Source organism: Arhodomonas sp. KWT (assembly GCF_010993615.1).
On the sequence record NZ_WNXE01000235.1, the window covers coordinates 1 to 1,413 of the forward strand.

Below are 1,413 nucleotides of genomic sequence, written 5' to 3' on the forward strand. Positions count from 1 at the left end.
AAGCTCTGAGGCGGCCCGGCACCGGGGGCCTTCAGCCGGCCCCCGGCCCCATCCCGTTCCCGTCCGTCAGGCGTGCACGGAGCACGTGCAGGTATTCGCGGATCCGGCCCACGTAACGCACCGGCTCCGTGCCCCGCGCGTAGCCGTGATTCAGATCCCGGTAGTAGCGCTTGTCCGCAAGCAGCGGGAGCACCTGCTTGATGTCGTGCCAGCGGTGGGGATCCAGTCCACGCTGACGGGCGAGCACCTGGGCGTCGTGGACGTGCCCCCGACCGACGTTGTAGGCCGCCAGGGCCAGCCACGTGCGATCCGGCTCCTCGACCCCGTCATCGAAGCGCGTCTTCATCCGCGCCAGATACTTCGCACCGCCCATGATGCTCTGCTCCGGGTCCAGCCGGTCCTTCACACCCATCGCCCGCGCCGTGGAGCGCGTCAGCATCATGATCCCGCGCACGCCCGTGGGGCTGCGGGCGTCCGCACGCCAGTGGGATTCCTGGTAGGCCTGGGCGGCGAGGAGCAGCGGCGGCAGGTCATAGCGCCCGGCGGCCTCGCGGAAGAACGCCCGGAACCGCGGATACCGCTCGTCGATGCGACGCACATAGCGGGCGATATCCACATAGTCGAAGACCTGGAAGAACCCGTAGTAGCGGTCGCGGATCAGCGCCAGGCCCTCCTGCGCCCGGAAGTCGTCGAGCCAGTCGCTGACGGCCTGGTCCAGGGCTTCGGCGCCGGCGGGCATCAGCCAGCCCAGGTGCTGCTCGCGGCTGAGGTTGAACGGCGCGATCAGCTCCGGGTAGTAGCGGCGGTTGATGTCGACGATATTGGAGTCCGCCACCGTACAGTCGATCTCCCGGCGCCAGACCCGGGCCAGCAGCGTCTCGGTGTCCACCGCTTCGGTGGTGCGCCAGTCCAGATCCGGGTGGCCATCGGCCTTGAGCGCCCGCAGCCGCTGGACGTAGCTGCTGTTGGCGATCACCACCAGGTCCAGCCCGGCCAGATCCGCAACGGACTCCGGCTGGACATTGTCCCGCCGGCAGACCACCTGCTGGGTCACCGGCTGGTAGGGCGGACCGAAACGGAAACGCTCCCGGCGTGGCCCGGTGATGGTCAGCCCCGCCGCGGCCAGGTCCGCCCCGCCGGCGGCCATACCCTCGATCACCGCATCCACGGTGGGCGCAACGCGGTAGCGCACGGACACGCCCAGGTGCTCGGCGAACGCCTCGACCAGATCGTGCTCCGGGCCGGTGGGCCGGCCGTCACGGCCGATGTAGTAGGTGGTGGGCGCATTGCGCGTGAGCACCACCAGCTCACCGGAAGCCCGGATCGCCGCGAGGCTGCGCGGTCCACTCCCCTGGCCGGACAGCGGCAGGGTCACCGCCAGCAGTAGTGCGAACAGCAGGGCTGCGGCCAGAA

The 1,413-nt window shown here is 70.2% G+C and carries 1 protein-coding gene; it reads right to left on the reverse strand.

What is annotated here, in order from left to right:
* Positions 1-31: 31 nt before the first annotated feature.
* Positions 32-1,411 carry a membrane-bound lytic murein transglycosylase MltF gene (gene mltF, locus G7A99_RS17160; RefSeq protein WP_205599896.1) on the reverse strand — a complete coding sequence of 460 codons (1,380 nt, stop codon included), beginning with the start codon at positions 1,409-1,411 and terminating at the stop codon, positions 32-34.
* Positions 1,412-1,413: the final 2 nt, after the last annotated feature.